This is a genomic window from Bradyrhizobium sp. 147 (assembly GCF_023073935.1).
Classification (GTDB): Bacteria; Pseudomonadota; Alphaproteobacteria; order Rhizobiales; family Xanthobacteraceae; genus Bradyrhizobium.
In genome coordinates this window covers 36,967-60,851 of record NZ_JADPKL010000075.1, presented here as the reverse complement: position 1 = coordinate 60,851, position 23,885 = coordinate 36,967, and the positions used below count along the sequence as shown (strand labels likewise).

Here is a 23,885-nt window from a genome sequence, read left to right as displayed (position 1 = left end):
CCTAGCATAATGGAAGCCCCCCTCAATCCCATTTCGGCGCGAAGCCGAAGTCGGTCAGGCGTCCCCTGGGATTGGCGAGCGCGGCGATCCGGCCCATCTCGTCGTCCGACAGCTCGAAATCGAAGATCTCGATGTTTTCCGACAGACGCTCGACGCGCGAGGTGCGCGGGATCGCGGCGACATTCTGCTGCATCAGCCAGCGCAGGCACACCTGCGCCGGGCTCTTGCGATGGGCGCGGCCGATCTCCGCGAGCGTCTGGTCGGACTTGATGCGGCCCTTGGCGATGGGACTGTAGGCGACGAGAGCAAGACCATGCTGGTCGCAGGCCGCCCTCACCTTCGCCTGATCCAGATAAGGGTGATATTCGACTTGATTGCAGACAAGCGGCTCGGGCGATAACGCCACCGCCTGCTCGATCAGCGCCACTGTGAAGTTGGAGACGCCGATGTGGCGGGTCAGGCCCATGCGCTTCGCATGCGATAGCGCTCCAAGCGTCTCCGCGAGCGGCACATGCGAATTCGGCCAGTGCAGCAGCAACAGATCGACGGAGGGAAGCCGCAGGCGGGCGAGGCTCTCCTTGACCGAGCGTTCGAGATCGTGGGGCGCGAAATGGTTGGTCCAGACTTTCGTCGTGAGGAAGATGTCGTCGCGGCGCACGCCCGAGGACCGCAAGCCGTCGCCGACCTCGCGCTCGTTGTCATAGGCCTGCGCGGTATCGATGTGGCGATAGCCGAGCCGCAGCGCCTGCTCGACAATGCGAGCGCATGGCCGGCCGCCCAATTCCCAGGTCCCGAGCCCGATCGCCGGGATCCTTGCACCATTGGCCTCGACGAACAGCATGAGGAATCCTCTCTGTTGCGGCAGCCCCAAATCATCCGGCCGTCATTATGGACCCGGCCCATGACGCTGCCAACGGACGCCGCGACAGTTCGGCCGGATATTCAGCGCAATACTACCGGAGGGTTCGCGCGAGCTCTTGGCGTTCCGTCCTTAGCGTCAGACTTTGGCGAGCGCCTGGAACACCGTATCCGGCGCATGCGCGATCACGGCGAGCAGCGCGCGGGCCGGTCCGCGGGGGGCGCGCTTGCCCTGCTCCCAGTTGCGAATGGTCTCGACTGGGACGCCGAGTTTTGCGGCGAACTCCATCTGCGTGAGGCAGGCGCGGCGGCGCAAATCGCGCACCGCGAGCGGGCCGGCGTCGCCCGACGCGGCATTGGCCGCCGGCTGGACCGGAAATTCCTGTCCGTCCCGCAATTCGACGATCCGTCCGTCCGCCTTCAGCCGCAACCGCATGCTCATTCCCCCAAGCGGGGCGATGATGCGGCAGGTCGCTTAAGTTCGGATTAAGAGAGCGGTCTCGTGCCCCGGACGCAGCGCAGCGCTTCTTCAGCGTTGCGCTGCAGAGTCGGGGCCCATCTCGTGGGTCTCGTCCCTATCGCTTTTTGGGTCCCGGTTCTGCGCAGCAACGCTAAGGCCGTTGCTGCGCGCCCGGGACACGAGAGTGAGATTGCCGCACGTCCGTCCTACTTCAACCCGAACCAGAGCGTCGCGATGCCGAGGAAGGAGAAGAAGCCGACGACGTCGGTCACGGTGGTGACGAAGGTGCCGGACGCCACCGCAGGATCGGCCCTGACACGGTCGAGCGCCATCGGGATCAGGATGCCGCCGAGCGCGCCGGCAATGAGGTTGCAGATCATCGCCAGCCCGATGACGATGCCGAGGCCGGGGATCTTGAACCAGGCCACGGCCGCGATGCCGGTGATCACGGCGAAGGCGAGACCGTTGACGAGGCCGACCAGGCTCTCGCGCATCACCACGCGCCAGGCGTTGGAGGAGCCGAGCTCGCGCGTCGCCAGCGCCCGCACCGCGACCGTCATGGTCTGGGTCGCGGCATTGCCGCCCTGGCTCGCCACGATTGGCGCCAGCACGGCGAGCGCCACCATCTTCTCGAGCTGGCCTTCGAACAGGCCGAGCACGGAGGACGCCAGAAAGGCGGTCGCGAGATTGACCAGCAGCCAGTTGAAGCGGCCGCGCGCAATGGTGAGAAAAGTGTCCGACAGCTCCTCGTCGCTGGTGACGCCGCCGAGCGCCTTGAGGTCCTCGTCCGCCTCCTCCTCGATGACGTCGACGACGTCGTCGACGGTGATGACGCCAACCAAGCGGTCCTGGGTATCGAGCACGGGCGCTGCGACGAGATTGTACTTGCCGAACATGCGCGCCACCTCCTCCTGGTCCTCCAGGACGGAGACGCGGCGGCGATCCTCGTCGGTCAGCTCGGTGAGCGGCACCGGACGGCGCGCCCGCAGCAGCACGTCGAGCGGCACCGCACCCTGCCAGTGCTGGTCCTTGTCGACGACGTAGATCTCATAAAAGCGGTCGGGCAGGTCCGGCGTCTCGCGCATGTAGTCGATCGCCTGGCCCACGGTGAAGTCCTGGGGCACCGCGATGAATTCGGTCTGCATCCGGCGGCCGGCGGAATTCTCCGGATAGAGCAGGCTGCGCTCGAGCGCCACGCGCTCCTTCAGCGGCAGCTTCTCGAGGATCTCCTCCTGTTCCTCGGCATCGAGCGTTTCCAGGAGCTCGACCGCGTCGTCGGATTCGAGCTCGCGGACACCTTCAGCGACGGTCTCCGGCGGCAGTTCCTCGAGGATCTCCTCGCGCACGGCCTCGTCGACCTCGTTCAGCGCGGAGAAGTCGAAGTCGCGCCCGGTCAGCTCGACCAGGCGGACGCGGTCGTCGGGCTCCAACGCGCCGATCAGGTCGCCCAGGTCGGCCTCGTGCAGCTCGGCGACGATCGCGCGCAGCTGTGCCGAGTCTGCGGCCTCGATCGCATGCGCGATCTCCTCGACGAATTCGTGACGAATTTCGCCGTCTTCATTGCGCATCGGTACGTGGTCGAGTACCGAATCCGCGGCGGGAGCGGCAACGTCCAGATGTTCATCCATGGCGCGCCTCGCCGTTTGACAGGTTGGATCAGATGGTCTGGGCTGACGGTTCAGGCAATACCCACAAGCGAACAGCGAGCGCAATGACAAAGATGCAATGCCCGGAATGGACGCCGATGGCGCTGGGCGCGGTGCTGGCCGGCCTCGTCGGCGCGACCTCGCTTGAAGCCGCCGAGTGCCCGCGCAAGGACGCGCTCGGCACTGCGCGCGTTCTGAGTGTCGACGTCAAGGCCACCCCGCGCGTGGGCCTGAAGAGCTTTCCGCAGACGCTGCCACTCGCCGATCGCGAGGTCGTGCTGACCTTCGATGACGGCCCACATCCACCGACCACGTCGAAGGTGCTGGCGGCGCTGGCGCAGGAATGCGTACGTGCGACCTTTTTCCTGATCGGCCTGCACGCCTCCGAACATCCGGACATGGTCAAGCGCATCGCCAGCGAGGGCCACACCATCGGCCACCACACTTTCTCGCACCCGTTCATGGCGCGGATCCCGTTCGACAAGGCCAAGAGCGAGATCGACCGCGGCATCGCGGCCGACGAGATGGCGCTGCACGGGGTTTCGACCACGACGCCCTCGACGCCGTTCTTCCGCTTCCCCTATTTCGAGTCCACGCCCGCACAGCTCGACCTGCTCCAGGCGCGCGGCATCGTGGTGTTCGGGGCTGACCTCTGGGCCAGCGACTGGAACGAGATCACGCCGGAGCAGGAATTGAAGCTCGTCACCGAGCGCCTCGCCGCGAGCGGCAAGGGCATCATCCTGTTCCACGACCCCAAGGCGCGCACGGCCGCGATCATGCCGGCCTTCCTGCGGTATCTGAGGGAGAACGGGTATCGGGTTGTTCACATCGTTCCGGCAGGCCCAGCGCAGAAGAATGCCGATGCGCATTGATGCCGGAATGTCACGCCGGCGCAAAATGGGGTGATTTGGGGCCAATTAATATTCTGTTCATGCTACCCCATGCAAAGTTCAGCGCGGCTCCGGCTGAACCGTTTTGGGGCATCTCCGACCTATTAAGGCGGCAATCTCATGGGGGCAGACGAGGTTCATGATCGGAAGTAGCGTTGGTTTGCGGACGCGATCGTGGACGGCCCTTGGCCTGTTGCTGGGATTGCTGACGACCGCTTCGCCGGCGGCGCTCGCGGCCGACTGTCCCGGCCATCCCGACGCGCTCGGGACGTCCCGTACCCTCGTGGTCGATCCGCGCGAGCATCCGCTGATCGGCACCATGCAATATCGCGAGACGCTGCCGCTGAAGGACCATGAAGTGGTCCTGACCTTCGACGACGGTCCGCTGCCGAAATATTCCAACCAGGTGCTCCAGATCTTAGCCGACGAGTGCATCAAGGCGACCTTCTTCATCATCGGCAACCAGGCCAAAGCCAATCCGGAAGGGGTGCGCAAGCTGGTGGCGGCGGGCCACACCGTCGGCACGCACAGCATGGACCATCCGCTGACGTTCGATCGCATGCCGATCGAGAAGGCCGAGGCCGAGATCAACGGCGGCATCGAATGGACCGCGGCTGCGATGACCGATCCGACCAAGCTTGCGCCGTTCTTCCGCATTCCCGGCCTGATGCGCGCCGAAGGCGTCGAGAACCATCTGATCTCGCGCGGCATCCAGGTCTGGAGCGCCGATTTTCCGGCCGACGATTGGCGCCATGTGTCCTCGGATCGCGTCTATCAGCTCGCGATCCAGCGCCTCGAGGCCAAGGGCAAGGGCATCCTGCTGCTGCACGACATCCAGGCCCGCACGGTGGCGGCGCTGCCGAAGATCATCCGCGACCTCAAGGCGCGCGGCTATCGCATCGTCCATGTGGTGCCCGCGACCGCCGATCGGCCGGCGACGCCGACCACGCCGGTGGAATGGCTGCTGCATTCGCCGACCGAGACGACGCCGATCGCGCGCTGGCCGCGCGTGCCGAATTTCGTGTTCGCGCAGACCCGGATGCTGCCGGCGCCCGCCCTTGCCGATCTCAATGCGCAGACCGAGCATCAGCCGCTGCTGCCGCGCCGGACCATGGCGCAGGCGAATGTCGAGGCCACCCTGCCCGTGCCGGGCCGCGACCTGTTTGCGATCCCCGAGGGCTCGGTCGAGGTGCTGCTGTCGACGACCCTGTCGCGACGCGCGACGCGGCTGGCCATGGCAGCCCAGACGCCGCATGCGGCCAAGGACAAGGCAGCCAGGGGCAAGGCAGCGAGATCGCAAGGACGGCGCAGCGCGCAGGCAGCGCCAGCCGCGCCGAAGCCCGCCGCGCAGACCAAGAGCGCTGCCCCGCACCCGACCCGCGTCGCCAGCCTGAAGAAGCGCGCTTAAGGTTCTACTGCCGCATGATCGCGGCGACGCAGAGCAGCACGATCAGCGCCAGGAAGAACAGGTCCATATAGGACTTGAGCTCGCCGTCGCGTCGCAGCCGCGCAACGTCGGCGACGACCTGCTTGCGTGCCGAGCTTCCGCCCGAGCCATCATTGATGGGAGCCTGAAGGCGCCGCGTCTCGGCTTCCAGCTTCTCGATCTTCTGGAAGAAGTAGAACGCGCGCAGCGTCGAGGCCGCGCGCATGGCGGCATAGACCAGCACCAGGATCGCCAGGATGGCCCGGTTCGGATACTTCTCCATGAAGTTCAGGCTGAAATAGACCACCGCCAGGAAAGCGAAATTGGTGATGAAGCGGTAGACGAAGCTAAGAAAGACCATGCTGGCTCAAGCCTTGAGGGATGCGCAACCGGATCGTCGCGCATACGGAATCAGGGGCCAGATGGAGCAGCCGGCCTGGATGCCGTGCAGTCCCGTCTACGCCAAATTTGTTTCAACAAAGATACTATCGCCTCGCAACTCGCCGCCATTTAGCCACACGCGCCTATAATGCAAGCCGGAGCATGCCGTCGGCCCATTGCACGACGGTAGCCCGCAACGGTTCAATGGCGATTTGGCGGAAGTCGCGATAGACTATCGACCGCCACCAGATGTGGGGTCTGCCGATGTCGAAGAAGGGAATCACGGGCCACGACGACTGGGTTCTGACCGAGGCCCTCGCGACCGCGCTGGTCGCACTGGAGCAGCTCGAGCCCAAGCACCGGCCGAACGCACATATGGACGACATCCGCAAGATGCTCTCGAATGGCAAGGAGCCGGCGGCGGTGAGCCTGCACCTCGCCCAAGCCAAGTGCCGCCTATTCCCCGACCTCGATCCGCTGGAGATCTACCGGGAATACGGCATCGGGGAGGAATACGGCTAAGGGGGCGGTCGACGATCGAGCTAAGGGCCGCCGGCAACCGATCCCGCGATCACCATGACCAGCGCGCCAAGGTCGACCTTGCCGTTGACGCTCAGCTCCTCTGAGCGTTCGGCATCGTCCGGGCCTTGAACCCTAAGCGCTTGCGGCCGGTCGGCGGCCTGTCTTTGCAGCTCGCCGATGATGGCTTCCTTGAGTTTCTCTTCCAGCATGGGGCTTCGTCCTTCAGGCCGCCATCGCGCGGCAGGATTGGGCGCAGGAGCGGCACATCGCGACGCATTCGTCCATGCCGCCGATCCGCTCGCAATCCTCGGCGCATTCGGCGCAGATTTCAGCGCATTCGCTGCAGGTGTGCCTGTGATGCGGCGTGTTGATCAGCATGAAATGCGCCGCCGTCCGGCACATCTCGGCACAAGCCATCATCAGGCGGAAGTGCTTTGGCTCCACGTGCTTGCCGCCGGTCTCGAGGCAGTGGTTCATCGCCGTGCCGAGGCATGTCTGATAGCAGCTCATGCAGAGCCCGATGCAGCGGGTCATGTCTTCGGATTGGGCCATCCGTTCTCTCCCATCGCGCCCCTCACTCCGCTCGACCAAAGCGGGGCAACGCGCTTCGTTCCAGGTTCCGCTCGATTGTGTGGCTCAGCCACGCGCGGCCGCCTCAAGCCAGGAGCCGCGGCAGGCTGTTATGGATCGTGCAAGCGGCAATTGCGGCGTGGCCGAAGGCGACCGAGATCTGGTGCAGGTCGATGACGATGTCGCCGATGCCGTAGAGCCCATCGATCGACGTGCGCTGATGGTCGTCGACCTTCAAATAGCCTTCGGCGGTATGTTCGGCGCCCAGCACCATCGCGAGCTGCGAGCGGACCTCCGCGCCCATCGCGGGATAGACGATGTCGAATTGCGCCGTCCGGCCGTCCGCGAAGGCGGCTTCGACGCCATTGTCGCGTCGCCGCAAGTGCAGGTCGGGCGCGAACACGAACTTCACACCCGCTTCACACAGCTCTGACGTTGCTGCCTTGCCGTCGTTCGGCCCGGTTGCGAGCAGCGTCACGTCGCGCGAGTAGCCGCGCAGGAACAACGCCTTGCCGGCAGCGCGGTGAAGCGGGCCGACGACGCCGGTGCGGCGGCCGGCGGCCTCGAAGGCGTCGCAGACGGGACAATAGCGCAACAGCCCGTCCGCGACCGCCGCGCGCCATTCCACGAACGGCGGATGGGTGTCGACGATGCCGCAGGCGAGAACGACGGTGCCGGCCTGATGTGCGCGACCGTTCCAGCTCGCCTCAAAGCCATGCGCGTGCCGCTGCAATGCGGTGACCTCGGCGTCGACCCGCGTCACGGCGAGCTCGTCCAGTTGCGCCGACATGCGCGCGATCAATTCGCTGCCGGACAGACCGTGGACGAAGCCGGGGACGTTGTGACTGCGCGGGATCAGCGCCGCCCGGCTTGCGCCGGCGTCCACGACGCAGACGCTGCGGCGAAATCGCGCCAGATAGATCGCGGCCATCAGTCCGGCCGGGCCGCCGCCGACGATCAGGCAATCGAGTGGCGCGCTGGTCATTTGGGGTTTGGGTCCTGAACACCAGCACCGGGGTCCTGGAGCCGGCCGCTCCGCGCCAGCCGAACGGCGTTGCCAAGCGCGCGCGCCGCATTCCGCACCTGCTGCTGGAATTCGTCGTCTTCGTCGAGCTCGCGATGCGAATTGGCGTATGGCTCCATATAGCCGACATAACCATCGAGCTCGGCGTAACGGCCCGCCGAGATCAGCTGCATGTCGGTCAGCCAGTCCGACAAGGCGCGGCGCACGCCCTCGGCGCCGACCGCATCGCCGTGAACGACGATGCCGAAATGACGGCCGGCGAGGTGACGCGGGTACGGCCAGCCCTTCAGCTCGATCGCCTTGGCTTCAGCGGCCTTCTTGCCATGGGTCGAGCTCGGATCGGGATTGCCGCCGTCAGCGCAGACCATCCGATCCATCATCGCTTTCAGTCCGGCGGGCACGTGATACCAGTTCACCGGCGCCACGATCAGGATGCCGTGGGCGGCGACCCAGAGCGGATAGATCTCGTTCATCCAGTCGCCCACCTGCCCCAGCGAATAATTCGGATAGCAGCTGCATGGCCAGTGGCAGAGCGGCATCGCGGTTGCGACGCAGGATTTGCAAGGATGGATATTCTTGCCAAATTCCGAAGCGAGGCGCGAGAGATCGAGGATATCGACGGCAAATCCCATCTCGATGAAGACCGGCTCGGCCAACTTGACCAGGCGCCAGGTCTTGGACATCTCGCCGGGACAGGTGTGCTCGCTGCGGGCCGAGCCGTTGATGATCAGGATCCGCGGCGTCTCACTGGCATCGTCATGCCGGCGCTGCGCCGCAAGCACGGCGGCACGCGCCTCCAGCCAATCGACGGCGATGTCGTAATCGGGATCGGCGAAGCCTGCTCCCGCCTTGCGCGTCAGCGGCGCCTTGCGCGAATGACTGTAAGCGTCCCAGGCGGCGCCGACGATGGCATCAAGCTCGCGTTGCAGGGGGGCAAAGGCAGGATCGACGAACCGGCTCCTGTAACGGCTCTCGAATTCTTCGCGCGACAGCCTGACGGGCGGCATCCCCTTGCGAATGTCGGCTTCCGTCATGCTGGCTCCTGGCAAAGTCGGACGCGTTCGACCAACCCAGGGCGCAGCGGGTGGTTCCCGAATGCCTATTGCCGAACGACTTCCTCAGGCAAATCGAATTGCGCGATCCGCTGGTCCAGCCGCCATAGCTCGATGCGGTGGACCAGCACGAGCGCGGCGGCCTCGCGTTTGGCCTGCTCGTCATCGCCGCAGACGAGATTGATACATCCGAACACATGACCGTCGCGATCGATCTGGAAAGCGCGATAGTGCTTCATGCCCGGCACCGTCATCGATCTCGCCTGGGATGGGCGGGCGCGCTCAGCCAGTCCGTCAGGTTCGAGGTCACCTCGTTCTGCTTGGCGCGTTGCAGCAGCATCTCGCGCTCCCTGCCGGCCGGCAGGCTGCGCGCACGCGCGCGGGCGTTTTCGGCGAATGCAGCCAGCCTCTCCTGGAGCGATTGGGTCTGTTTCCTGCGATTGCGTTTGGCGGTCATTGTCGTTTCACAAATCATTTGGTTGGAAGGAATTGGCCCCGGCGGGAGGTCGGGCACCGGGGCCGAGGTTTCGTGCCGGCTGGGGCGGCCCAGCCCGGCACTGTTTGTAGCTTCCGCCGCATCAGCCGGTTCCGGCATTTCAATAAGTTAACACTGCGTGATTTTGCGCGCCGCCGGATGCCGGCAGGTCTGCGTGCCGGCAGAGTTGATTGCGCCGGAACCGAAATGCTGATTCGCATGTTCATGGGGGGACTTGAAGGAGGATCATCATGGCGAAAGCAGCATGGAAGCGGCCGGGCTCACCGATCGGCCGCAAAGGACCACGCAAGGCGAATCCCGCCTACAAGCGCCGCGCGCGCGAGCCGTGGACGCCTGCGGACGTGAGCAAGCTGAAGCAGCTCGCGAAAGGCAACACGCCGACCGGCGTCATGAGCATTAAGCTTCAGCGTCCGGTCGCGGCCATCCGCAGCAAGGCGCAACGTGAAGGGATTTCGCTGAGGCCAACGAATCGCTCGCCGTACAACAGGCGAACCAAAGCCGCGAAGCGGCGTTGACGGAAGGCACCGCCGGGTGACAACCGGACACAACGGGGACGATGGACGTGGTGCTCATTTTTCCGGTTTCTGCCCACGACACCAGCGCATCGGTACGCGCCGACATCTAACCCGTTCCTGGCGCGTGCAGCCCGGACGCGCGTCGCATCATTTGCGCCGCGGCCTTGCGCGCCAGTCTGCGCATGCCTCTGCGTGGTTCTAGTCGGGCGGCTGCAAGCCTGGTGATCGAAGCCATTCGCTCATCTGAGAGCCGGTCTCCGCCTGCCTCGCCTTGCGCAACATCTCATCCCGTGCCGCTCCCGGCGGCAGCGCGTTGGCTTCTTCGCGCAGCCGCTGCGCTTCAGCGGCGAGGCGTATCTCCAGCGGATCCGCTTGCTTCGATCGATGCCGCATTAACATGAAGCGTTCTCCCTGATGATCGGGCAGAGCGCGCCGTTGCGTTCCCCAGGGTCAAGCCTTGGCCACACCCAAACGGCGTGGGCGAACCATCAACGCTCCAGGAGCGGAGCGGTTGCCGGGTTCCGCAAAAAACTGGCAGCAGATCGCCTAACCGGCACTCGATGTGAACTCATCTTCGCGATTGTCACGATGAGCCTTCACTTCGATGAGGACCATGGCGCTCTCCATGACTGCAAGGCGCAATTCAACCGCGGCCTGGCGGTGCTGGGTCGCAAGCAGTCGATGCTGCTCCCGCAGAGCGCGGCTGATGTCTATCGTGCCGGCTGCGCGGCAAAGGAGGGCATCCCGCATCGGTCCATGATAGGACGCCAGCGTGAAAGTGCCTTTTACGCAAGTTACTCAAAATGAGCCGCCGGCTCAAAATTCATGCAGGCACTAACTTGGATTAAGATCTTAACGGCGTTGCCGTGCCTGTCGAAATGAGCCGCTCGGAAGCGGGACGATCGGCCGCTTGGTTCGTGGAAGTTTGCGAAAGCCCGCGCGCTCACCAGTCGCAGAGAGGCGGACGGCGCCCTACTTCTTGAGGACCGCCCCGGCGAGCTGCCATTCCAATTGATCACGGGATAGATGTAGCTGCTTCCTGATCTCAGCGTTCAGAGCCCGCAGTCGGACACTCTCCTCAATTACTCGATCAGCGCGCTCCAGCAGGTCTTGCGTTTCAAAGCCGAGAGGATCGTCGTCCATAGCATGCTCCCGATCTATGCAGGCGGGAGCACGCGATCTCTCAGCCACCGGCGCCTACGGGCAGAGCCTCGGCCGGTGATGCAGGGACAATACTCCAGATTACTCCCACTTCATAGTGAGATAGATCGCAGCGAATCCAACGGTACCACACGGACCAAGCTGACCCTCGGCAGAGAAACGACTCTGGAACTGGCTCAGCGGCTCGCCGGCCTCGTCCGAATTTCAGCCGCGCCGATAGAGCTGCAGATAGCTCGGCGAGAATAGCGCTGCGTTCTTGAGCGCCCCGAGATCGTTGATGGTCAGCGTGCGCTCGCGCAGCACGATGAGGCCGGAGGCGCGCAGCTCCTGGAGCGTACGATTGAGATGCACCACCGAGAGCCCGGTGGCGTCCGCAAGGTCCGTCTGCGTGATCGGCATGACACAAGAATTGCCGTCGACCATCCCGACGGGGCGAAGCCGCTCGATGATCTCGCAGAACAGATGCGCGACGCGCTCGAGGGCGACGCGACGGCCGAGATTGATGGCCCATTCGCGCTGAATCGCGGCGTTGACGAGGGTCTCGCACAGGAACGCTTCGGCGAGCGAGCGGTCGTTGGCCACCAGGCTCTCGAAGCGTGTGCGCTTGATCTCGGCGTAAACGACGGGCGTCATCGTCGCGATGGAATGGTCGATGACCGGCATCAGGAATGCGTGCGCGTCGCAGCTCTCGCCCGGAAAAATGAAGTTGACGATCTGGCGCCGGCCATCCTCGAGGGTCTTGTAGCGGCAGAGCCAGCCCGACAGCACGAGACGGACGCTATCGACGACATCGCCCTCGGAGATCAGGTCCTCGCCCGATCCGGTGCGCTGCAATGCCTCTAGCAGAGCGTATTCGAGTGATTGTCGCGCCTCAGCCGATATCGGCCTCAGCACGTTCAATCGGCGAATGACCGGTTCAGCGAGGCTGCGGTCGGATGTTGAAAGCGGCATCAGTCAGCCACCGCCGGCGTATGGAAAGTGCGTTTGCTCAGGGGGATCGTGATCGTGCATTGCAGGCCGGCAGGATCGAATGCCATCGTAGTCTGCCCCTTGAAGTCAAACGCAAGTGTGCGCTCCAGGAGCTCGGTGCCAAAACCTTTGCGCGGCGGCGGTGCGACCCGCGGCCCGCCCCGTTCCCGCCATTGGAACATCAGCACCGCCGGCTCGGTGCTCTCCTCGATTCGCCATGAGATCTCGATGCGCCCGGTCGGCTGGCTCAGGGCGCCGTATTTCAGCGCGTTAGTCGCGAGTTCGTGAAGAGCCAGCGCAAAGGTTTCCGCGGCCTTCGACTGAAAACGCACCTTCGGACCGGTCAAACGCACCTGCTCGCCTTCCCTGGCATTATAGGCCAGCAGCTCCTCGACGGCGAGGTATTCGAGATCGACGCCGCTTTCGGGATCGCGGGTCACCATTGCCTGGGTGCGGGCGAATGCGCTCAGCCGGCCATCGAGATGGGAAGCAAAATCCTCGACGCTCTGGCTTGTGTCGGCCGTGCGGCGAGCGATCGAGCGCACGACGCCCAGCGTGTTGCGGACGCGGTGCTGGAGCTCGGCCAGCAGCAGCCGCTGCCGCTCCTCCGCGCGGGTGATGGCGGTGACGTCGATGAAGGTGATGACGACACCGGCGATGAAATTGTCGATGCTGCGGTAGGGCAGGACGCGCGCAATGTAGCGCGTACCGTTGTCGGGCGCGCTCAGCTCGCGCTCCGCGCTGGCCAGCGTGCGCAGCACGCGGCGGACGTCGTCATAGAGCTCCTCGATCGGGACGCGCGCCTTGATATGACTGATGGGACGACCCGTGTCGGTTTCGACCAGATGCAGAACCTGCGTAATCGCGGGCGTGAAGGTCATCACCCGCAAGTCATTGTCGAGAAATACGGTTGCGATCTGCGTGCTTTCGAGGAAATTCTTGAGGTCGCTAGTGGCGCGGGTCAATTCCTGAACGCGATGAGCCAGCTCGCCGTTGACGGTGGTCAGCTCCTCGTTGACCGACTGCAATTCCTCACGCGAGGTTTCGAGCTCCTCGTTGGCCGATTGCAGCTCTTCGTTGAGCGACTGGTACTCCTCATTGGAGGACTTCAGCTCCTCGTTCGTACTTTCGAGCTCCTCGATGGTAGCCTGGAGGCGCTCCCGCGTGGCACGCAGCTCGTTTTCGAGCCGCTCGACGTGCTCGGTCCTGACCAGCGCATTTGGATTGGCCTGGCCGGCCTCGATCGTGCGGAGTGGACCATCCTTGAACAGGACGACGAAGCTGCGATGGCCGCCGGCGCCGTCCTGGATCGGCTCGACCGTGACGTCAACGAGGATACGATGGCCATGCACCCCGAGTTGCACTTGCTCGGCATGGGCCGGCTCGTTAGTCTCTGCCGCGCGGCCCAGCGCTGTGCGTACTTCCAGGCGGAGATCGCGGTGTACGAGCTGGAGCAGGTCGAGCGTGGCGGCGCCCGCCGTCGGCTCGATGTAGCGGCCGGTGCGCCCAGAGAAGTGCAGGACCTGAAAATTGTCGTCGGTGATAACGTAAGCGGGCGCATAGCGCTCCGCGATGCGCTGTGCGCGGCGCTCGAGGCCGACGTCGGGGCCGAACGAACGCACCGGCGGCAGCTCGACGGGGACCCTTCCCGCCGCGGTCGTGATCGGAAACTCCGGCGGCAGCCGCGTTCCTGTCTCGAGCCTCTTGAAGATGCGGGCGCGGCGGTCCACCGGCGCGAACAATTTTGGATGCCGTGTCACGTTCTCGGAATTGCCAAGAAAAAGGAAGCGATCGGGGAGCAGCGCGAAGTGGAACAGCGGGATCACCCGGCTCTGCAACTCGGCATTGAGATAGATGAGCAGGTTGCGGCAGGAGACGAGGTCGAGCTTGGAGAACGGCGCATCCTTGATGACGTTATGCTGGGAGAAGATGCACATCTCGCGCAGTTCCTTCACCACGCAATAAGTGTCGCCTTCCCGGACGAACCAGCGCGCCAGGCGCTCGCTGGTCATATCGGCCTCGATATTGGTGCGATAGCGGCCGACGCGCGCCGTTGCGAGCGCCCGGCCATCGATGTCGGTGGCGAAGATCTGCACCTGCGGCGGGGACTCCATCCGCGCCATCTGCTCGCGGAGGAGGATGCCGATGGAATAAGCTTCTTCGCCAGTTGCGCAACCCAGCACCCAGACGCGCACCTGCTGGCCCGCGCCCTTGCCTTCGAATATTTTCGGGATGATTTGGGTCTCCAGGACCTCGAATTCGCGCTTGTCCCGGAAAAATTCGGTGACGCCGATCAGAAGGTCGTTGAAGAGGTGCTGGACTTCGTCCTTGTCGTTGCGCAGGAAATCGACATAGGCGGCGATCTCGTCGATCTGGACCACCTGCATGCGCCGCTGCACACGGCGCAAGAAGGTATTCTGCTTGTAACCGTGGAAATCGTTTCCGGTCTTGTTGCGCAGAATGTCGGCGATGCGCGACAGCGAGGTCGCGGCCGCGGCCAGCACCTCATCAAACCCCTGCTTCTCGTCCAACCGTCGCAGATGGCGGGCATAAACCCGGATGTGCTCCGGAATGTCTTGCGGCGGCAGCACGTAGTCCGCGATGGCCGCCGGCGTGTTGGCGTCCTCGAGATGATCCGGCTCCTCGCTCGCGACCTTTTCGGCGATGGCAAGACCACCATGATCCTTCAGCGTCGCTGCGCCGAGCGTGCCGTTGCCGCCGGTGCCGGCCAATATCACACCGATCGATTGTTCGGCGCGTTCTTCCGCCAGCGACACCAGGAAGCTGTCGATCGTCGCCCGCTCACCGGGCGCCTGCTCGGCCTCGCGCATCGCAAAACGGCCGCCATGGATCGTGGTGATCATCGCCGGTGGACAAAGATAGATCGTGCCGCCCTCGATGGTTTGGCCGTCGCCAATGCCGGAGACCACGGCAGCGCTCGCATTTTGCAGGATTTCGCGCAGTCGCGGCTCGTCCAACGCCTCATGATGCTGAAGCGCCAGCACGACAGCCTGATCAGGCTCAACGGTGAGCTTGGCAAAGAAGCGCTCGATACTGTCCAGGGCGGTCGGCGAGGCACCCACACCGACGATCAGCGGGGACTTGATCTGGCGCTCTCTTTCGACCGGCTGGTCGCCGACTTCGTGCATGTTCTTGCTAGCTTTCATTGGCTGGCGGGGCGAACCGCTCCCCGCCAAGCACATAGCAGAAATGGATGTTATCCCAATAGATGAAGGGCAGAAATGGTTAGAACCAATACTGGCACCGACGGCGGGTCGGCCCGGATGCCGACCTTGTCCCCATTTTGAACCCGCCGAAAAACAGAGGCTGCGCCGCAACTCGCACCGGCAGCGCGACGGTCCGGGCCGCGATCGTGTGGAATTGAGCGTACATCGTCAGCCTTATCTCGCAGCGCAGGATCAATCTCCGTGCTGGAGATAAGCGACACGCTGCTCGATCAGGACGCGGTGGCGCTCCCACTCGATCAGCGTCCGTTTGAGAAGGGCGACGAGCCGCTCGGCCTCACCCGTGTCATGGCCACCAGCCATGAGCTCTCGAACCCGATCCTCCTGGTCACGGATACGTTTCGAGCCCTCTTCGATGTCCTGATTGGCCCTGGTTAGATGGCGGCGCTCGGAATCGAGCTGCTCGGACCGTTCGATAACGGAGATGACCATGACGGCGCCCTCAACCTTCCCGCTTGCGCAACGGAGGATCCAGCGACCTTAGCACCACGCGGCGGATCATGTCGGCATATTCGCGATATTCGGCCGCCCTCGCCTCATACATCTCGGCAACGGCGGACCGGCCGCTCCGACGCCCGTCCGCGGCCATGCGCTGCACCAGTTCCGCGCGTTCCTCGATGATGCGCAAGGCAACCCGCAGGGCTTCGTCGACCCGCCCTTCCTGCTCCTTGGCAAGGATATCGGCACCGAAAGCATGGCCGACCTGACAGCGGAAACGCATCGGGCGCGATTCCTTGACCTCGGACAGCACGCCGCCGCAGGCCGGACAGGTCAACGCGACAGGATCGGCCATCGAGACGAGATTGTCACTGCCGATCCGGTCGCCGGCTGCGATCTCCACCTCAAGCCTGATCTCGGGCGGGATCGGCAGAATGGCTCCGGCCTGCTCTCTTACGAGTTCAGAGAGAACGTCGCCCATACCCGCGCTCGGAACACAGAGATCGACAGTGGTCGCCTCCATCGCGCGTAGCGGCATCTCGTCGGCAATGGCATCCGAGGGGTCCTGGACCACGGTCATCCCGCCGCAGCGCTTGATGGCATTGAGGCCAGCTGCCCCGTCCGACAACAGGCCGCTCAAGAGCACTCCGATCACGCGCGGCCCGTGATAGAGGGCTGCGGAGCGGAACAAGGCATCGATCGCCGGCCGGACCATGTTCTCCCGCGGGCCGCACCCGAGGAACACGTGATCTTCCGCCAGCAGCAGATGGCGGTCAGGTGCAGCCAGATAGATCCGGCCGGGCTCGATCTTCATGCCGTTTTCCGCCTGCCGGACTGGCATGTCGGCCACGCTGCTGGCGACGGTCGAGAGAATTCCGATCCCTTGCGCCGGGATGTGCAGGACGATGAAGACGGCTGCCGGCAGATCGGGCGGCAAGCGGCCGAGGATCTGCTTCAGGGGCTGGGTCGCTCCCGCCGAGCCCCCGATGACGATGATGTCGCGGTTAGCCATGGAACTCGCCTCGGCTTGCTTCGTTTTTACCAAGGCGGGTCCCCCCTGTATGTTCCAAGGGGCTGGAAGCGGAGGCTGGAGGCACCATGGCAACATCGCCCAACCCGTCGCATCAGCGCGGGCCTCTCACCGGGCGTCGCATCTTCATTGTTGAGGACGAGTATTTTCTTGCTGACGATATCGGCAAGATGTTTCGCGCGCTGGGCGCGGAGATTGCGGGTCCGGCCGGTCATTTCGAGGATGCCGTCAAAATCCTGCACGACGGCAGCATCCTGCATGGCGCGGTGCTGGACGTGAACATCCGCAGCCAGATGATTTTTCCGATCGCGCGCGAACTGAAGGCGCGCAACATCCCGTTCGTGTTCACCACAGGGTATGACAAGATCACCATCGGTCCGGAATTCGAGGACGTGCCGCTTCTGGAAAAGCCAATCGATCTCGCCGCGATGGCGCGGAAGCTGGCCGCACTCATCACCGATCCGCGCAGTTGATGACGGGCGGGCGATCAGAACAGGCGTGCGAAAGCGAGCCAGACGGTTACCGCTAGGCAAAGCAGAACCGCGACATAGGGCAGCGCGACGCGCAAGACAGGAAGCCTCCCGCAGTCACTCCATCATCATCCAAACGATTGCCGCCATCATCACGAGAAGCCCCGTGATTGCGGTGGCGATAAAAGCCTGTTCGATGCGGTCCATCGCCATCGCAGCCCCCTTTTCCAGCCCGCACAATGTGACCACCTTCGGGGCGCCGCGCATTAGGCTATGTGAATCGGGCGCCGCGCTTCATCGGCCCGACGCATCTACTCCCGCCAGAACTCCTCCAGTTCCTCCGCGGTCACGAGGTCGACCTGGCCATGAAAACGGGTGCGGTACATCGTCATGAGCGCATCATGCCCGACATCGGACGAACTGCACAGCGCGTCCTCGACGATGACGACCCTGAAGCCGAGGTCGACGGCGCTCAAGACCGTCGACAGCACGCAGACATCGGTCTCTGCGCCGGTGACCACGACCGCACCGACATTCTTTTCGATCAGCAGCCTCGCGAGTCCGGGATTGCTGAACGCGGAATAGGCCGGCTTATCGATGACGACCGCCGGAGGAACGAACTCGCTGAGGGCCGGCACCAGTTCGAGACCGGATGGCGGAAGATACCTGCGGGTCGCCTGGCGCCAGCGATGGAAATAGCTCTGCCATTGGCCGGGACGGTCTTCCGGATCCTGCGGCGTGATGAAGCGCGTGAAGATCGTTCTGGCCGGATGGCGGGAAACGATTGAGGCGATCCTCGGCAGCACCCGCTCCATCCAGGGCGTCGCCCAGAGCCCGCTCGGCGCAAAGATGTTCTGCATGTCGATGCAGAGGTGAACGGCTTCCCTGATCTCGGCAATCTCCGAGCTACTATCCCTCATCGTTCTCCACCGTCAGGCGCTCGGCCGCACGCCGTCAGCTGGCATCCCGGCGGCGAGTTCAGCGAGGGCAATACGAACGCAAAGGCTTTGGTTCCGCAACCATGCCGCCGTCCAAGCGGGTGCTGACGAAGCGCGGCCGGGGCGCTGCGCTCGCGGTCCCGATCAACGCCATGCCTTCTCGTTCTTTTGTTGGTAGTCCTTGAAAGCCTTCTCGAGGCCGCCCAAAACCTCGGCGGACGTTTCGAACATCGCCTTCAACTGCGGTTCGTCGACTTTCTCGATGTCCTCGCGCAGATGGCTCCGGATATCGTGGAGAGCCTTCTGCATCTTCTGCGTATGGTGTCGGGGATCACGATCTGCCGCACTTGCCATCGCCACTCTCCTCGTTGCGAATATTGCCGGCCGAAGTGCAGGAGCGTCCGGCAAGTCGGCCCGTTAACGGCCCGAGGGAAGCCTGGTTCCAATTACGAAATCCGATAAGCCGGCATGAAATACAGGGATTTGCTCACGGAGTCGCTGCACATTCTGCATCTACAAGTGAACCCCCATTCCCTCAAGCGCGGCGATCAGCTGATCCACATCGAAGGGCTTGGTGAGAATTTCGAGTCGCGCGGCAGGCGCGAAGCGTTGCCGCATCTCATCATCGGCGTAGCCCGTTGTCAGGACGATGGGCAGGTCTGACCGCAGGGCCCGAAGCTCCTCAACCAGTCCATCTCCGGGTCGGTCGGGAAGCCCGAGATCCACCACGGCGGCCGCCAGCTCGTGGTGCGTGCTTCTCGCTTTCAGGACTGCCTCCTCGAAGCTTGTCGCGGCCTCGGTGACGAAGCCCCTCTCCGAGAGCATGTCCGTGAGCAGCAGGCTCAGGAGGAATTCGTCTTCGACGACGAGGACGCGCCGCGTGGGGGCGTTTCCCTGGTTCAAGAGGTCGCGCACCCTGCCACCAAGCTCCGCTGAGGAGAACGGCTTGCTGAGCAGTCTGGTGCCGGCCTCGAGGCGGCCTTCGCGAATGAGGACGTCACCGGCGTAGCCGGTGGTGATGAGAACCTTCAACCCGGGGCGATGCGCACGAGCACACTCGGCGAGGTCCTTGCCGGTGAGCTGGCCGGGAAGGCCAAGATCCGTGAACAGAAGGTCGAGCCTTGCGCCGCGCTCGAGTATCTTCAGCGCCGAATGCGCGTCGCTCGCTTCGATCACCACATATCCGAACTCGCGGAGGCTGTTGCTCGTGAAAGCCCGCACATCCTCGTTGTCTTCAACGACAAGGATGGTTTCGCCCTCTCGGGAGTGGAGGACAAACGGACTGTCTTGCTTTGAGGCTTGCGGCGGCGGCAGAGCGTCCGATTGCGCCGCCGCCTTCGGAAGCAGGATCTCGATCCTTGTTCCACCATTTGGCTTGCTCGACAGCGTGATGTGGCCCCCACTCTGCCTCACAAAGCCGTAGACCTGACTGAGGCCCAGCCCCGTTCCTCTTCCATCCGGCTTTGTCGTGAAGAAAGGCTCGAACACGCGACTGAGCACGTCAGGAGTCATTCCACAGCCTGAATCGGTCACGGCGATGAGGACGTGAGGGCCTGGCCGTCCTTCATCCTCGCGGGTTTCATCGGCGAGCTTTCGATCGATATTCGCCACTTCAATTGCGATACTTCCGCCCTCCGGCATCGCGTCTCGCGCGTTCACGGCCAAGTTCAGGATCGCCGATTCCAGCTCCGTCGGATCCACCTCGACCGGCCAAAGATCCTCTGCGACCGTCGTTCTGACGACGATCGTCTCTCCGAGCGTCCGTTGCAGCAGATCGGACAAGCTCGAGATCAGCTCCTTGAGATCGACGATCCGGGCCTCCAGCGGCTTCTGGCGGGCAAAACTCAGCAGCTTCGCCGTCAGCTGCGCAGCCTGCCGGGCACCCCGCGCGGCATTTTCGAGCGCATTGGCAATCCGGCTGTCGGTTGCTGCCGTCACGCGCATGGCGCTTTCCAGATTTCCGAGCACGACCGTTAGCAGATTGTTGAAGTCATGTGCGATGCCGGCGGTCAGCCGACCCACTGCCTCCATCTTGGCGGCATGGCGCAGACGCTCCTCGGTGGCCCTGCGGCTCGAAATGTCGCGAATGCTCGCAAGGCGCGCAGGCCGGCCATCCCAAGTCGTCTCGACCGTGCGGATTTCCGCATCGATGACGCGAGCGCCCGGCTGATGAACCGAGATCTCGGTCATATCGTCCACGACAAAGGGAATGCCGATGGGTGATCCGATCAACGATCCGATCGGGCGGCCGAAGATCGTTTCCGAGGCCGGGTTGGCAAACAGCACGACGCCAGATTCGTCGACGACAATGATGCCGTCGGCATTCTTCTCGATCAGAAACCGGACCTCGGACTGATCGATCGCCGGCTTTGTGGACGGACCCGCAATGCTCATGATTCACCTGAAGCGGCCATGTGGAATGCGTCGGCGAGCTCATTCCCTGAAAACGTTCGGAGCACGACTGAACGGCTCACCCAAATGCATGCCGGCGCCGTCTATCGTGAAACGCCGGATTTCCTTGGCATGCTCGCTGCCGCGCATCTTCAATACCATCAGCCCGCGATGCATGATCTCCTGCTCCTGGATGTATCGCAGCAGAATGATGGAATCGGTCATGGTGGAAATGTGCTGCTCGCTTGCGCTTTCGCCGCCCACCAGAGACTTGCTGGTCGCCGTGCACAAACCGGCGATCTCCCGCTTCTTGATGAAGGATGTCAGACTGATCAGGAACTCGCGGAAGCCGGTCTCGGGGGCAATTCGCTCAAGGGCCGAAAGGCTGTCGACCGCAATTCGGTTGGGCTTGAATTCGTCAACCAACGCCTGGATCGTCAACAGGTGATCGGGCAGCCCCTGGGCTTCGGGGTACAGGCAAACGATCTTCAATTTTCCTTCCGCCTCCATCCGCGCGAAATCGGCGCCCCAGCCCGTGGCATTTCGGAAGAGCTGGCCCTTGCTCTCTTCGTATCCGAACAGAATCGCTCTTTCCCCGGCCTCGACGCCGCCCGCGAGAAAATTCGTGACCAGCAGCGTCTTTCCGGTGCCTGTGGCTCCGCTCACGAGCGTCACGCTGTCTCGGAAGAAGCCTCCGCCGCACATCTCGTCGATTGCCGAATTTCCGCTGGTGACCCGCACGGTGCTGGACTGTTGCTCGAGCCGGAGAGACGACAGCGGAATCGCGACGACCCCGCGGCCTGCCAACAGCGTGAATGGCGCCTCGCCCTCCGCGTGATGGCTGCCTCGCATCTTGAGCACCTCGATGGTCCGCCGGCGCTTCTCTCGGTAGAGGAGATTACGCAGGATGACGACATTGTCGGCGACGAATTCCTCGAGCCGATGCCGCGTGATCTCTCCATATTCGCTGTTTCGCTCCGCCGTCATCAGCACGGTCAGGCCTGCCTTCTTCAAGGCCGTGCTGATGCGAAACAGCTCGCGCCTGAGTATCTTGGGGTCGCTGATGAAATGATCGAAAAGCTGGGTCAGCGAGTCCAGCACCACGCGCTTGGCGTTGACGCTCCTGACTGCATGCATGATTCGGGACAGCAGACCCTCCAGGTCGAAGTCGCCGATGACCAGTTCGTCCGTGATCGGCGGGCTCGCGTCGACGAACGCGAGCCGACCGGCCTTCCGCCACTTGGCCAGTTCCCAGCCGAACCCGCTCATATTGGCCTCGATATCGGCGGGCGGCTCCTCGAACGTGACCAGCACGCCATTCTCGTTGAACGTCTCGATGCCGTGAGCGAGAAATTGGGTGGCGAACACCGTCTTGCCGCTTCCAGGCGTGCCGCCGACGACCGTCGTTCGGGCGCGCGGGAGCCCACCCATCACCAATTCATCGAACGCATCGACGCCGGTCCTGACCCGCTCCAGTACGCCGGAGATCTCGGTCTCCTGGTCGCCGTCTTGGCCGCTATCCTGGGCGGTCATGCGTGATCTCCTTCGATTCCCATGAATTCAAGGATGCGTTTGGTGTCGCTGAGGTCTCCGACGATGCGACGGGAGCGATGGCCGTCCTCGTACGAAAGAGTCGGCGTGGCAATGATGCCGGCGCGGTCGGCGAGATCAGGACGCGTGAGCACGTCGATGATCTCGATGTCCCAGCCTTTGCTGCTCACCGAGGCGCGAAGGCGCTCAAGATTCTGCTGGGCGCGGCGGGAGCTCGCCGAGTTACCCGCGATGTAGAGTCGTAACACGAGCGGAGCAGCCACCGGACATCGCCTTACTTTTTTGATCGTCGGGCCAATGCCGAACCAAAGCTGCCACTGCTCGCCCCTACGGCGGTCTTCGGTCGCTCAACAAGCCTACGCTCCGAAGGAACAACATGGTTCCCCGGAGCGCAAGAGAGAGAGAAATACTAGGCGACTAGTAGCGGCTAACGTTCGGCTCGATCCGCACGCGGTCGCCGCCGTCTTGTCTCCGCCAATGCCTCGTTGGTGATCCCGCGCTCGCGCGCCCAAAGGATTGCAGCGCTTCGCCTGTTGACGCCGATCTTGCGATAGAGCGATGCAACGTGGTTGCGGATCGTGTTCTGGGACAGGCGCAGCTGCTCGCTCATGTGCAGGTCGCTCTTGCCCTGACAGATCAGTCCAAGAATCTCCCGCTCGCGATCAGTGAGCAGTTCGATATCCGCCACAGAAGGATTCGGTTGGGCGGTACGGACACCTTTCAGCTTCTCGATAATGGTTCGGGCAAAGGACGTTGTATCTGCCAGGACTGACTCGATCGCCGACACGGTGTCCTGGTTTGCCTCTTCCGTTTCCTGAATGATGCAGATGGCGGTCGGCGCATCCGACAGCATCAGGGTTCGAATCGAAACGAAGCAATCGATGCTTTGACCTGCCGGCCTACGAAGGGGCAGCTCAAGGTTTTTGAGGCTTCCATCCAGCCGACTCCGGGTCTTCTCATCGACCCAAACGACGTTTCCATTCCTGTCGACCACGATGGCGCCGTTCTCGAGAGCAGACAAAATCGCGGTCCAAGGTTCGTTTTCGCGCGCATCATCGCTCGCCATTCGGCCCATGGCCTGGCTCCTCTGGGTTGCGGAATTCGATTTGCCTGGATTTGCCTGGATAACGCCCGCCCCCGGAACTAGTTCCTTCGTACCAAATGACTGGTAATTCTGCGCTAAGGCGACTTGATGCGAGCGGGTTCGATCGCGGACCCGCGTCAATGGCGCTTTTGGTGGGGGCATCCGGCCTAAATTCAGTGGGGCCGGACAAAGGGGATGGAATATTCGAGCAGCCATCCGCAGGCGAAGCGATCGCTCCGGACGCTCCGAATATGCGAGTGTGGTGCGCTCGGAGGGACTCGAACCCCCACGGTGTTACCCACTGCCACCTCAAGGCAGCGCGTCTACCAGTTCCGCCACGAGCGCTAGGAGATGCCGGCCTGAGGTCTTAGGCTGGCCGGATCAGCGGCCGCCGATCTAACAAATCCATCAGGGGGATACAAGCCTGCAAAGGCCCCGAATTCCACAAGGCAGGAAAGTTCATGCCCCCCTGGGATCTGGCTTCAGCCCGTGCCCAGGCCTTTACCGCGTCCCCCGGGGCGCTACCGCGTCCCCGGCGTGCGCGGCAGCATCTGCTTGACCTCGACCGCGATCCGGTTGCGATCGACCAGCACGACGCCGGAGGCGACCGGCAAATTATTGGCCAAAACCTTGACCTCGTCGGCCTCGGTTGCGTCCAGTTCGATGATGGCGCCGCGGGAAAGACGTAATACCTGATGGATCGGCATGGTGGTCGTCCCGAGGACGACCATGAGATCCACGGTGACTTTATCGAGAGTGGGCACTGTC

General features: G+C 63.5%; 28 protein-coding genes and 1 tRNA gene. 6 read left to right on the top strand and 23 right to left on the bottom strand.

What is annotated here, in order from left to right; genetic code table 11:
- Window positions 1-22: 22 nt before the first annotated feature.
- From IVA87_RS16345 to mgtE, 3 genes are all read right to left on the bottom strand, one after another.
- Entirely contained in the window at window positions 23-841 is an 819-nt protein-coding gene (locus IVA87_RS16345) for an aldo/keto reductase (RefSeq protein ID WP_247334227.1), read from the bottom strand.
- Between the two features lie 156 nt (window positions 842-997).
- Window positions 998-1,300: a helix-turn-helix domain-containing protein gene (locus IVA87_RS16340; protein ID WP_247300728.1), complete on the bottom strand. Its 303-nt coding sequence runs from the start codon at window positions 1,298-1,300 to the stop codon at window positions 998-1,000.
- A 224-nt stretch (window positions 1,301-1,524) separates the two neighbouring features.
- Complete coding sequence (gene mgtE, locus IVA87_RS16335) at window positions 1,525-2,946, bottom strand: magnesium transporter (protein ID WP_247300727.1); 1,422 nt, start codon at window positions 2,944-2,946, stop codon at window positions 1,525-1,527.
- 116 nt (window positions 2,947-3,062) lie between these two features.
- Between mgtE and IVA87_RS16330 the strand changes: the two genes are divergently transcribed.
- Together IVA87_RS16330 and IVA87_RS16325 are read left to right on the top strand one after the other, a co-directional pair.
- Window positions 3,063-3,836, top strand: a complete 774-nt coding sequence (locus IVA87_RS16330; RefSeq protein WP_247300798.1) for a polysaccharide deacetylase family protein — start codon at window positions 3,063-3,065, stop codon at window positions 3,834-3,836.
- 157 nt (window positions 3,837-3,993) lie between these two features.
- The gene (locus IVA87_RS16325; RefSeq protein WP_247300726.1) at window positions 3,994-5,262 is read left to right on the top strand and encodes a polysaccharide deacetylase family protein; all 1,269 of its coding nucleotides are present in this window, start codon (window positions 3,994-3,996) and stop codon (window positions 5,260-5,262) included.
- 4 nt (window positions 5,263-5,266) lie between these two features.
- On the opposite strand, the gene IVA87_RS16320 is transcribed toward IVA87_RS16325, so the two are convergent.
- Window positions 5,267-5,641, bottom strand: a complete 375-nt coding sequence (locus IVA87_RS16320) for a hypothetical protein (RefSeq protein ID WP_247275741.1) — start codon at window positions 5,639-5,641, stop codon at window positions 5,267-5,269.
- A gap of 284 nt (window positions 5,642-5,925) precedes the next feature.
- Between IVA87_RS16320 and IVA87_RS16315 the strand changes: the two genes are divergently transcribed.
- A complete protein-coding gene (locus IVA87_RS16315; protein WP_164940018.1) occupies window positions 5,926-6,183 on the top strand; it encodes a hypothetical protein in 258 nt (85 codons plus the stop codon).
- A gap of 20 nt (window positions 6,184-6,203) precedes the next feature.
- On the opposite strand, the gene IVA87_RS16310 is transcribed toward IVA87_RS16315, so the two are convergent.
- The 6 genes from IVA87_RS16310 to IVA87_RS16285 form a co-directional block, all read right to left on the bottom strand.
- The gene (locus IVA87_RS16310) at window positions 6,204-6,392 is read right to left on the bottom strand and encodes a hypothetical protein (RefSeq protein ID WP_247300725.1); all 189 of its coding nucleotides are present in this window, start codon (window positions 6,390-6,392) and stop codon (window positions 6,204-6,206) included.
- A 13-nt stretch (window positions 6,393-6,405) separates the two neighbouring features.
- Window positions 6,406-6,735 carry a four-helix bundle copper-binding protein gene (locus tag IVA87_RS16305; RefSeq protein WP_247300724.1) on the bottom strand — a complete coding sequence of 110 codons (330 nt, stop codon included), beginning with the start codon at window positions 6,733-6,735 and terminating at the stop codon, window positions 6,406-6,408.
- Window positions 6,736-6,838: 103 nt separating this feature from the next.
- Window positions 6,839-7,738: an NAD(P)/FAD-dependent oxidoreductase gene (locus IVA87_RS16300; RefSeq protein WP_247334225.1), complete on the bottom strand. Its 900-nt coding sequence runs from the start codon at window positions 7,736-7,738 to the stop codon at window positions 6,839-6,841.
- Window positions 7,735-8,811 carry a flavodoxin family protein gene (locus IVA87_RS16295; RefSeq protein WP_247300722.1) on the bottom strand — a complete coding sequence of 359 codons (1,077 nt, stop codon included), beginning with the start codon at window positions 8,809-8,811 and terminating at the stop codon, window positions 7,735-7,737. The genes IVA87_RS16300 and IVA87_RS16295 overlap by 4 nt, the downstream gene beginning before the upstream one ends.
- 65 nt (window positions 8,812-8,876) lie before the next feature.
- Window positions 8,877-9,083 carry a hypothetical protein gene (locus IVA87_RS16290; RefSeq protein ID WP_247300721.1) on the bottom strand — a complete coding sequence of 69 codons (207 nt, stop codon included), beginning with the start codon at window positions 9,081-9,083 and terminating at the stop codon, window positions 8,877-8,879.
- Window positions 9,080-9,286 carry a hypothetical protein gene (locus IVA87_RS16285; RefSeq protein WP_247334222.1) on the bottom strand — a complete coding sequence of 69 codons (207 nt, stop codon included), beginning with the start codon at window positions 9,284-9,286 and terminating at the stop codon, window positions 9,080-9,082. The genes IVA87_RS16290 and IVA87_RS16285 overlap by 4 nt, the downstream gene beginning before the upstream one ends.
- Before the next feature lie 269 nt (window positions 9,287-9,555).
- On the opposite strand from IVA87_RS16285, the gene IVA87_RS16280 reads away from it, so the two are divergent.
- Window positions 9,556-9,840, top strand: coding sequence for a hypothetical protein (locus IVA87_RS16280; protein WP_247300720.1), 285 nt, complete (start codon window positions 9,556-9,558; stop codon window positions 9,838-9,840).
- Between the two features lie 198 nt (window positions 9,841-10,038).
- Here the strand turns inward: IVA87_RS16280 and IVA87_RS16275 are convergent, their stop codons facing one another.
- Window positions 10,039-10,239: a hypothetical protein gene (locus IVA87_RS16275; protein ID WP_247334220.1), complete on the bottom strand. Its 201-nt coding sequence runs from the start codon at window positions 10,237-10,239 to the stop codon at window positions 10,039-10,041.
- 15 nt (window positions 10,240-10,254) lie between these two features.
- Between IVA87_RS16275 and IVA87_RS16270 the strand changes: the two genes are divergently transcribed.
- Complete coding sequence (locus IVA87_RS16270; RefSeq protein WP_247334217.1) at window positions 10,255-10,647, top strand: hypothetical protein; 393 nt, start codon at window positions 10,255-10,257, stop codon at window positions 10,645-10,647.
- A 558-nt stretch (window positions 10,648-11,205) separates the two neighbouring features.
- On the opposite strand, the gene IVA87_RS16265 is transcribed toward IVA87_RS16270, so the two are convergent.
- The 4 genes from IVA87_RS16265 to IVA87_RS16250 all read right to left on the bottom strand — a co-directional run bounded on the left by IVA87_RS16265 (window position 11,206) and on the right by IVA87_RS16250 (window position 16,665).
- Window positions 11,206-11,952 (bottom strand): Crp/Fnr family transcriptional regulator, encoded by a 747-nt coding sequence (locus IVA87_RS16265; RefSeq protein WP_247300716.1) that lies wholly within the window; start codon window positions 11,950-11,952, stop codon window positions 11,206-11,208.
- Window positions 11,952-15,119, bottom strand: coding sequence for a CheR family methyltransferase (locus IVA87_RS16260; protein WP_247334215.1), 3,168 nt, complete (start codon window positions 15,117-15,119; stop codon window positions 11,952-11,954). Before IVA87_RS16260 ends, IVA87_RS16265 begins: the two co-directional genes overlap by 1 nt.
- A 270-nt stretch (window positions 15,120-15,389) precedes the next feature.
- Window positions 15,390-15,647 (bottom strand): hypothetical protein, encoded by a 258-nt coding sequence (locus IVA87_RS16255; protein ID WP_247334213.1) that lies wholly within the window; start codon window positions 15,645-15,647, stop codon window positions 15,390-15,392.
- Window positions 15,648-15,657: 10 nt separating this feature from the next.
- On the bottom strand, window positions 15,658-16,665 hold the full coding sequence (locus IVA87_RS16250; protein ID WP_247334211.1) for a chemotaxis protein CheB: 1,008 nt from the start codon (window positions 16,663-16,665) through the stop codon (window positions 15,658-15,660).
- An 86-nt stretch (window positions 16,666-16,751) separates the two neighbouring features.
- On the opposite strand from IVA87_RS16250, the gene IVA87_RS16245 reads away from it, so the two are divergent.
- Complete coding sequence (locus IVA87_RS16245) at window positions 16,752-17,156, top strand: response regulator (RefSeq protein WP_247300712.1); 405 nt, start codon at window positions 16,752-16,754, stop codon at window positions 17,154-17,156.
- Window positions 17,157-17,464: 308 nt separating this feature from the next.
- Here IVA87_RS16245 and IVA87_RS16240 read toward each other — a convergent pair whose 3' ends face one another.
- The 8 genes from IVA87_RS16240 to IVA87_RS16205 form a co-directional block, all read right to left on the bottom strand.
- Complete coding sequence (locus IVA87_RS16240; RefSeq protein WP_247300711.1) at window positions 17,465-18,073, bottom strand: isochorismatase family cysteine hydrolase; 609 nt, start codon at window positions 18,071-18,073, stop codon at window positions 17,465-17,467.
- A 162-nt stretch (window positions 18,074-18,235) separates the two neighbouring features.
- Window positions 18,236-18,445 carry a hypothetical protein gene (locus tag IVA87_RS16235; protein ID WP_247300710.1) on the bottom strand — a complete coding sequence of 70 codons (210 nt, stop codon included), beginning with the start codon at window positions 18,443-18,445 and terminating at the stop codon, window positions 18,236-18,238.
- A 159-nt stretch (window positions 18,446-18,604) separates the two neighbouring features.
- On the bottom strand, window positions 18,605-20,485 hold the full coding sequence (locus tag IVA87_RS16230) for a response regulator (protein WP_247334209.1): 1,881 nt from the start codon (window positions 20,483-20,485) through the stop codon (window positions 18,605-18,607).
- Between the two features lie 39 nt (window positions 20,486-20,524).
- Complete coding sequence (gene kaiC, locus IVA87_RS16225) at window positions 20,525-22,015, bottom strand: circadian clock protein KaiC (RefSeq protein ID WP_247300708.1); 1,491 nt, start codon at window positions 22,013-22,015, stop codon at window positions 20,525-20,527.
- A complete protein-coding gene (locus IVA87_RS16220) occupies window positions 22,012-22,296 on the bottom strand; it encodes a circadian clock KaiB family protein (protein WP_247300707.1) in 285 nt (94 codons plus the stop codon). Before IVA87_RS16220 ends, kaiC begins: the two co-directional genes overlap by 4 nt.
- A gap of 164 nt (window positions 22,297-22,460) precedes the next feature.
- Window positions 22,461-23,108, bottom strand: a complete 648-nt coding sequence (locus IVA87_RS16215; RefSeq protein ID WP_247334207.1) for a response regulator transcription factor — start codon at window positions 23,106-23,108, stop codon at window positions 22,461-22,463.
- Window positions 23,109-23,377: 269 nt separating this feature from the next.
- Window positions 23,378-23,462, bottom strand: a tRNA-Leu gene (locus IVA87_RS16210).
- Between the two features lie 176 nt (window positions 23,463-23,638).
- Complete coding sequence (locus IVA87_RS16205) at window positions 23,639-23,881, bottom strand: FliM/FliN family flagellar motor switch protein (protein WP_011088012.1); 243 nt, start codon at window positions 23,879-23,881, stop codon at window positions 23,639-23,641.
- Between the last annotated feature and the right edge of the window lie 4 nt (window positions 23,882-23,885).

Excerpts from the sequence above, each read along its gene's own strand:
- IVA87_RS16285 (WP_247334222.1), bottom strand. The coding sequence starts at position 9,286 with ATGACCGCCAAACGCAATCGCAGGAAACAGACCCAATCGCTCCAGGAG.
- IVA87_RS16265 (WP_247300716.1), bottom strand. The coding sequence starts at position 11,952 with ATGCCGCTTTCAACATCCGACCGCAGCCTCGCTGAACCGGTCATTCGC.
- IVA87_RS16230 (WP_247334209.1), bottom strand. The coding sequence starts at position 20,485 with ATGAGCATTGCGGGTCCGTCCACAAAGCCGGCGATCGATCAGTCCGAG.
- mgtE (WP_247300727.1), bottom strand. The coding sequence starts at position 2,946 with ATGGATGAACATCTGGACGTTGCCGCTCCCGCCGCGGATTCGGTACTC.
- IVA87_RS16310 (WP_247300725.1), bottom strand. The coding sequence starts at position 6,392 with ATGCTGGAAGAGAAACTCAAGGAAGCCATCATCGGCGAGCTGCAAAGA.
- IVA87_RS16245 (WP_247300712.1), top strand. The coding sequence starts at position 16,752 with ATGGCAACATCGCCCAACCCGTCGCATCAGCGCGGGCCTCTCACCGGG.
- IVA87_RS16290 (WP_247300721.1), bottom strand. The coding sequence starts at position 9,083 with ATGACGGTGCCGGGCATGAAGCACTATCGCGCTTTCCAGATCGATCGC.
- IVA87_RS16275 (WP_247334220.1), bottom strand. The coding sequence starts at position 10,239 with ATGTTAATGCGGCATCGATCGAAGCAAGCGGATCCGCTGGAGATACGC.
- IVA87_RS16325 (WP_247300726.1), top strand. The coding sequence starts at position 3,994 with ATGATCGGAAGTAGCGTTGGTTTGCGGACGCGATCGTGGACGGCCCTT.
- IVA87_RS16320 (WP_247275741.1), bottom strand. The coding sequence starts at position 5,641 with ATGGTCTTTCTTAGCTTCGTCTACCGCTTCATCACCAATTTCGCTTTC.
- IVA87_RS16270 (WP_247334217.1), top strand. The coding sequence starts at position 10,255 with ATGATCGGGCAGAGCGCGCCGTTGCGTTCCCCAGGGTCAAGCCTTGGC.
- IVA87_RS16340 (WP_247300728.1), bottom strand. The coding sequence starts at position 1,300 with ATGAGCATGCGGTTGCGGCTGAAGGCGGACGGACGGATCGTCGAATTG.
- IVA87_RS16300 (WP_247334225.1), bottom strand. The coding sequence starts at position 7,738 with ATGACCAGCGCGCCACTCGATTGCCTGATCGTCGGCGGCGGCCCGGCC.
- IVA87_RS16330 (WP_247300798.1), top strand. The coding sequence starts at position 3,063 with ATGGCGCTGGGCGCGGTGCTGGCCGGCCTCGTCGGCGCGACCTCGCTT.
- IVA87_RS16255 (WP_247334213.1), bottom strand. The coding sequence starts at position 15,647 with ATGGTCATCTCCGTTATCGAACGGTCCGAGCAGCTCGATTCCGAGCGC.
- IVA87_RS16235 (WP_247300710.1), bottom strand. The coding sequence starts at position 18,445 with ATGGCAAGTGCGGCAGATCGTGATCCCCGACACCATACGCAGAAGATG.
- IVA87_RS16295 (WP_247300722.1), bottom strand. The coding sequence starts at position 8,811 with ATGACGGAAGCCGACATTCGCAAGGGGATGCCGCCCGTCAGGCTGTCG.
- IVA87_RS16280 (WP_247300720.1), top strand. The coding sequence starts at position 9,556 with ATGGCGAAAGCAGCATGGAAGCGGCCGGGCTCACCGATCGGCCGCAAA.
- kaiC (WP_247300708.1), bottom strand. The coding sequence starts at position 22,015 with ATGACCGCCCAGGATAGCGGCCAAGACGGCGACCAGGAGACCGAGATC.
- IVA87_RS16260 (WP_247334215.1), bottom strand. The coding sequence starts at position 15,119 with ATGCACGAAGTCGGCGACCAGCCGGTCGAAAGAGAGCGCCAGATCAAG.
- IVA87_RS16215 (WP_247334207.1), bottom strand. The coding sequence starts at position 23,108 with ATGGGCCGAATGGCGAGCGATGATGCGCGCGAAAACGAACCTTGGACC.
- IVA87_RS16315 (WP_164940018.1), top strand. The coding sequence starts at position 5,926 with ATGTCGAAGAAGGGAATCACGGGCCACGACGACTGGGTTCTGACCGAG.
- IVA87_RS16305 (WP_247300724.1), bottom strand. The coding sequence starts at position 6,735 with ATGGCCCAATCCGAAGACATGACCCGCTGCATCGGGCTCTGCATGAGC.
- IVA87_RS16250 (WP_247334211.1), bottom strand. The coding sequence starts at position 16,665 with ATGGCTAACCGCGACATCATCGTCATCGGGGGCTCGGCGGGAGCGACC.
- IVA87_RS16345 (WP_247334227.1), bottom strand. The coding sequence starts at position 841 with ATGCTGTTCGTCGAGGCCAATGGTGCAAGGATCCCGGCGATCGGGCTC.
- IVA87_RS16240 (WP_247300711.1), bottom strand. The coding sequence starts at position 18,073 with ATGAGGGATAGTAGCTCGGAGATTGCCGAGATCAGGGAAGCCGTTCAC.